The 6,775-nt window shown below is 77.4% G+C and carries 1 protein-coding gene; it reads left to right on the top strand.

The genetic code is table 11. The annotated features are described in order from the left end of the window. Positions 1–6,689: SDR family NAD(P)-dependent oxidoreductase (locus ACFWA9_RS25830; protein WP_380390066.1), on the top strand; the 6,689-nt coding region annotated here is incomplete at its 5' end. Between the last annotated feature and the right edge of the window lie 86 nt (positions 6,690–6,775).

Raw genomic sequence — 6,775 nt, 5'->3', positions numbered from 1 at the left:
CCGCCGGCCCGCTCGCCGGTGCGGCGGCGCTGCCGGTTGCCGACCGCGCGGCCGCCGTGACCGGGCTGGTGCGGGACACCACGGCCGCCGTGCTCGGCCACGCCGACGCCGACGCCCTCGACCTGGACCGGACCTTCCAGAGCCTCGGGCTGGACTCGCTGACCGCCGTCGAGCTCCGCAACGGCCTGGCCGCGGCGCTCGGCTCGCGGGTGCCGACCACGCTGGTCTTCGACTACCCGACGCCCCGGGCGGTGGCCGCCCACCTGCTGGCCGGGCTGACCGGCGAGCCCGCGGCCGAGGAGGCGCCGGGCCGGCCGGACCGGGCCACGGCCGACGAGCCGATCGCCATCGTCGCGATGGCCTGCCGCTACCCCGGTGAGGTGGACTCCCCGGAGGCCCTGTGGCGGGTCGTCGCCGAGGAGCGGGACGTGGTGTCCGGCTTCCCGCAGGACCGGGGCTGGCCGGCGGACCTGTACGACCCGGACCCCGAGCGGCCCGGCCACACCTACGCGACCGGCGGCGGCTTCCTGCACGGCGCCGCCGACTTCGACGCCGCGTTCTTCGACATCTCGCCGCGCGAGGCCCTGGGCATGGACCCGCAGCAGCGCCTGCTGCTGGAGACGGCCTGGGAGTCGCTGGAGCGTGCCGGGATCGACCCGGCCACCCTGCGCGGCAGCCGGACCGGCGTGTTCGCCGGGCAGATGTACCACGACTACGCGCCCAGCGTGGACCGGATGCCGGAGGACCTCGAAGGCATCCTGCTGACCGGCAACACCGGCAGCGTGCTGTCCGGCCGGCTCTCCTACGCCTTCGGTCTGACCGGTCCGGCGATCACGGTGGACACCGCCTGCTCCTCGTCGCTGGTGGCGGTGCACCTCGCCGCGCAGGCGCTGCGGGCGGGGGAGTGCACGATGGCCCTGGCCGGCGGCGTCACCGTGATGTCGACGCCCGGCACCTTCGTCGAGTTCGCCCGCCAGCGCGGCCTGGCCCCCGACGGCCGGTCCAAGCCGTTCTCGGCCGCGGCCGACGGCGTCGGCTGGTCCGAGGGCGTCGGGGTGCTCGTCCTGGAGCGGCTGTCGGACGCCCGGCGCAACGGGCACCAGGTGCTCGCGGTGGTGCGCGGCTCGGCGGTCAACCAGGACGGCGCGTCCAACGGCCTGACCGCGCCGAACGGTCCGTCGCAGCAGCGGGTGATCCGGCAGGCGCTGGCGAACGCCGGGCTGACCCCGGCCGACGTGGACGTGGTGGAGGCGCACGGCACCGGCACCCGGCTCGGCGACCCGATCGAGGCGGAGGCCCTGCTGGCCACCTACGGCCGGGACCGGGACGCGGACCGGCCGCTCTACCTCGGCTCGGTGAAGTCCAACCTCGGGCACACCCAGGCCGCCGCCGGCGTCGCGGGCATCATCAAGCTGGTCATGGCGCTGCGGCACGAGGTGCTGCCCCGGAGCCTGTACGCCGACGAGCCGTCCCCGCACGTGGACTGGACGGCGGGCGGGGTGGAGCTGCTCGCGGGCAGCCGGCCCTGGCCGGCCGGCGGCGCGGCCCGGCGCGGCGCGGTCTCGTCCTTCGGCATCAGCGGCACCAACGCCCACGTGATCATCGAGCAGCCACCCGCCGCGGTGCCCGCCGTCCCCGTCGCCCCGGCCGCCGTCCGGGCCCCGGGCGTCCTGCCGTGGGTGCTCTCGGCCCGGAGCCTGCCGGCCCTGCGGGCCCAGGCAGGCCTGCTCGCCGACCGGCCGGCGGACGACCCGGCGCAGGTCGCCGCGGCCCTGCTCGCCACCCGGTCGGAGTTCGAGCACCGTGCCGTGGTGCTCGGCGACGGCGCCGAGGACCTGCGGACGGCCCTGCGGGCCGTGGCCGCCGGGGAGCCGCACGCCCGGGCGGTGCTCGGCGAGCGGACCGAGGAACCCGGCGCCGTGGTGTTCGTCTTCCCCGGCCAGGGCTCCCAGTGGATCGGGATGGCCCGTGAACTGGTCGCCACCGCCCCGGTGTTCGAGCAGGCCCTGCGGGCGTGCGACCGGGCGATCGGCGAGCTCACCGGCTGGTCGGTGCTGGCGGTCGTGACGGGCGCCGAGGACGCGCCCTCGCTGGACCGGGTCGACGTGGTGCAGCCCGCGCTGTTCGCGGTGATGGTGTCGCTGGCGGAGCTCTGGCGCTCGCTGGGCGTCCACCCCGCCGCCGTCGTCGGGCACTCCCAGGGCGAGATCGCGGCCGCCCACGTGGCGGGCGGCCTCTCGCTCGCGGACGCCGCCCGGATCGTGGTGCTGCGCAGCCGGGCCCTGACCGAACTGGCCGGCTCGGGCGGCATGCTGTCCGTCCCGCTGCCCGAGGCCGAGGTGACGGCCGCCCTGGCCGGCCGGGACGGCCGGCTCTCGGTCGCCGCGGTGAACGGACCGCGCGCGACCGTGGTGTCCGGCTGGGTCGACGCGCTGGACGCCTTCGAGGCCGAGCTGCTCGCGGCGGACGTCCAGGTGCGGCGGATCCCCGTCGACTACGGGTCGCACTCCGTCCAGGTCGAGCCGCTCCGGGAGCGGCTGCTCGCCGAACTCGGCCCGGTCGCCCCGGTCTCCGGCACCGTGCCGATGTGGTCCACCGTCACCGGCGGACGGCTCGACACGGCGGAGATGGGCGCCGCCTACTGGTACGAGAACCTCCGCCGCACCGTCCGCCTCGACGAGGTGGTCGGCGAGCTGCTGGCCACCGGGCACGGCGTGTTCGTGGAGTGCAGCCCGCACCCCGTGCTCACCGTCGGGATCCGGGACCGGGCCGAGAGCGGCGACCGGCCCGCGGTCGCGGTCACCGGATCGCTCCGGCGCGACCGGGGCGGCCTCGACCAGTTCCTGGGCAGCGCCGCCGAACTGTACGTGCGCGGGGTCCCGGTGGACTGGACGCGCCCGCTCGGCGCCGTCCCCGGCCGCCCGGTCGACCTGCCCACCTACCCGTTCCAGCGCGAGCGGTTCTGGCTCGGCCCCGTCACCGCCGCCACCGACGTGACCGCCGCCGGGCTGGCCGGCACCGGCCACCCGCTGGTCGGGACCGCCGTCGACCTGCCGGACGGCGGGCTGGTCCTGACCGGGCGGCTCGCCCTGGACACCCGGCCATGGCTGGCCGACCACACCGTGTTCGACCGCGTCCTGGTGCCCGGGACGGCCTTCGCCGACCTGCTGACCGCGATCGGCGACCGGGTCGGCGCACCCTGCCTGGAGGAGGTGACCATCACCGCCCCGCTGGTCGTGCCGGAGCGCGGCGGCGTCCTGGTCCGGGCCGTGGTGTCACCGGCCGACGAGGAGGGCCGCCGCCGGGTGAGCGTCCACTCCCGCACCGGGACGGACGAGGCCGCGCCGCCGTGGACCGACCACGTCGAGGCCGTACTCGGCTCGACCGGCGGCGCCCCGGTCGAGCTGCGCGCCTGGCCGCCCGCCGGTGCCACCGAGGTGGACCTCGACGGGGCGTACGAGCGGCTCGCCGCCGACGGCTACCGGTACGGGCCGGGCTTCCGCGGGCTGCGCCGGCTCTGGCGGCTGGGCGAGGACCTCTACGCCGAGGCCGTGCTGGAGGGCGAGCAGCCCGACGGCCACCTCGTGCACCCGGGCCTGTTCGACAGCGCGCTGCACCCCCTGCTGCTCGTCGACGACCGGGAGGGCGGGCTGCCGTTCGCCTGGCAGGGCGTGCGGGTGCACGCCTCCGGCGCCACCCGGGTCCGTGCTCGGATCAGCCCGGTCGGCGCCGACGCGGTGTCGGTGGCGCTCGCCGACGGCACCGGCGCGCCGGTGCTGACCGTCGACTCGCTGGTCCTGCGGCCCGCCGCCCGCGCGGCGCTCGCCGCCGGGGCGGGGACGCCCGACGCGCTGCACCTGGTCGACCTGGTGCCGCTGCGGCCCGCGCCGGCGGACCCCGACACCACTGGCTGGGCCGTGCTCGGTGAGCTGCCCGACTGGTGGCCCGCCGAGCTGGGCCGGCCGGCCTCCTTCCCCGACCCGGCGGCCCTGGCCGCGTCGGCCGGCCCCCGCCCGGCCGTCGTCCTGGCGCCCGCGGACCGGCCGGCGGACCGGGCGGACACCGGAGCGGGTGTCGCCGACGCCGCCCGCCGGGCCGTGCACCGGACGCTCGACCTGGTCCGGTCCTGGCTCGCGGACGAGCGGCTGGAGGGCACCGAGCTCGTCGTGCTGACGGTCGACTCCCTCGCCGGCGACCCGGTCCAGGCCGGTGTCCGCGGCCTGCTGGCGACCGCCCAGACCGAGAACCCCGGGCGCTTCCGGCTGGTCGACCTCGACGGCGAGGCCGCCGCCCGGTCGCTGCCCGCCGCGCTGGCCACCGGGGAGCCCCAGCTGGTCCTGCGCGGCGCCGAGTGCTTCGTCCCCCGGCTCGTCCCGGCGGCGAGCCGGCCGGCCCTCCCGGTGCCGGACTCCGCCGCCTGGCGGCTGGAGATCCCCGTGGTCGGCACGCTGGACAGCCTGGCGCTGGTGCCCGCCGACACCGCCGACCGGCCGCTGGAGCCGGGCCAGGTCCGGGTCGCCGTCCGGGCGGCCGGGCTGAACTTCCGGGACGTCCTGATGGCCCTCGGGATGTACCCGGGCGAGGTCGTCCTCGGCAGCGAAGGGGCCGGCATCGTCACCGAAGTGGCTCCGGACGTCACCGAGTTCGCGCCCGGGGACCGGGTGGTCGGGATGTTCTTCCACGCCTTCGGCCCGGTGGCCGTCGCCGACCGGCGCATGATCGCCCCGATGCCGGAGGGCTGGTCCTTCGCGGAGGCCGCGTCCGTCCCGGTCGTCCACCTCACCGCCTACTACGGCCTGGTGGACCTCGCCGGGCTGCGGGCCGGGGAGCGGGTGCTGATCCACGCGGCCACCGGCGGCGTCGGGATGGCCGCCGTCCAACTGGCCCGCCACCTCGGGGCGGAGGTCTACGGCACCACGAGCCCCGCCAAGCAGGGCGTGCTCCGTGACCTCGGCGTCGACGAGGCGCACCGCGCCTCCTCGCGGTCCCTCGACTTCGAGGAGCGCGTCCGCGCCGCCACCGGCGGCCGGGGCGTCCACGTGGTGCTCAACTCGCTGGCCCGCGAGTACGTCGACGCGTCGCTGCGGCTGACCGTGCCGGGCGGCCGGTTCGTGGAGATGGGCAAGACCGACATCCGGGCCGCGGCCGACGTCGCGCGCGACCACGAGGGCGTCACCTACCGCGCCTACGACCTCGTCGACGCCGGACCGGAGCGGATCGGGGTGATGCTGCGCGAGATCCTGGACCTCTTCCGGGCCGGCGCGCTGACCCTCTCACCCGTCCGGGCCTGGGACGTGCGCCGGGCCAGGGACGCCTTCCGGCACCTGCGCGAGGCCCGGCACGTGGGCAAGAACGTCCTGACCGTGGCGCCCGCGCTCGATCCCGACGGCACCGTCCTGATCACCGGCGCCACCGGGCTGCTCGGCGGGATGATCGCCCGCCACCTGGTGCACGCCCACGGTGTCCGGCACCTGCTGCTGGCGAGCCGCAGCGGCGCGGCCGCCGAGGGGGCCGGCCCGCTGGCCGCCGAACTCCGCGCCGCCGGTGCCCGGGTGACCCTCACCGCCTGCGACACCGCCGACCGCGCGGCACTGGCCGGCCTGCTGGCCGACATCCCGGAGAAGCACCCGCTGACCGGCGTCGTCCATGCGGCCGGCGTCCTCGACGACGGGGTGCTCACCTCGCTCGACGCGGCCCAGGTCGACCGCGTCCTGCGGCCGAAGCTGGACGCGGCCTGGCACCTGCACGACCTCACCCGCGACCTCGACCTGGCCGCGTTCGTCCTCTACTCCTCCATCGCCGGCGTCAACGGCGCCGCCGGCCAGGCCAACTACGCCGCCGCCAACACCTTCCTCGACACCCTCGCCGCGCACCGCGCCGCGAGCGGCCGGGCCGGGCTCTCGCTCGCCTGGGGCCTGTGGGAGCAGGCCAGCGGAATGACCGGGCACCTCGCCGAGGCCGACCGCGCCCGGATGGCCCGCGGCGGGCTGGTGCCGATGACGGCGGAGGAGGGGCTGGCCCTCTTCGACGCCGCGCTCGCCGCCGGCGAGCCCGTGGTCGTCCCGGCCCGGCTCGACACCCGCGCCCTGCGCGCCGACCCCGACGGCGTGCCCGCGCCGCTGCGCGACCTGGTGCGGACCGCGGTGGTCCGGCGCACCGCCGCGGCGGGCGGCGACGGTTCGCAGTCCCTCGCCGAGCGCCTGGCCCGGCTGTCCGGGGCGGACCGGCGCAGCACGCTGCTCGACCTGGTCACCGCGCAGGTCGCCGCCGTGCTCGGGCACTCCGACCCGGCCCAGGTGCGGGACGCCCGCGCCTTCAAGGAACTCGGCGTGGACTCGCTCACCGCGGTCGAACTGCGTAACCGGCTGGCCGCCCTGAGCGGTCTGCGGATGCCGGTGACCCTGGTCTTCGACCACCCCAGCCCGGCCCGGGTCACCGACCACATCCTCGGCGCGCTCGCGCTCCCCGAGGACGACGAGGACCCGGTGATGGCCGGCCTCCGGGCGGTCGGCGACTCCCTGGCGGGCGCCCTCACCGACGAGGAGTCGCGCCGCCGCGTCACCGCCCGGCTGCGGGAACTGCTCGACGCCTGCGCGGCGCCCGCCGGGGACCGCGCGGGGGAGGACGACGACCTCGACGCGGCCACCGACGACGAGCTGTTCGCCCTGGTCGACCAGGACCGGCCCTAGGGCTTGTCGGACAAGGAGGGGTGAGCTTCCGCCGCCCACTGTGCCACCGCTCGATGTTCCACACCGCCTGCCGTATGCGACCGACC

Origin of the sequence: Kitasatospora sp. NPDC059973, assembly GCF_042737525.1 — a bacterium.
GTDB lineage: Bacteria > Actinomycetota > Actinomycetes > Streptomycetales > Streptomycetaceae > Kitasatospora.
The sequence above is the reverse complement of the archived record's forward strand: the minus strand, read 5'-3'. Positions and strand labels throughout refer to the sequence as shown.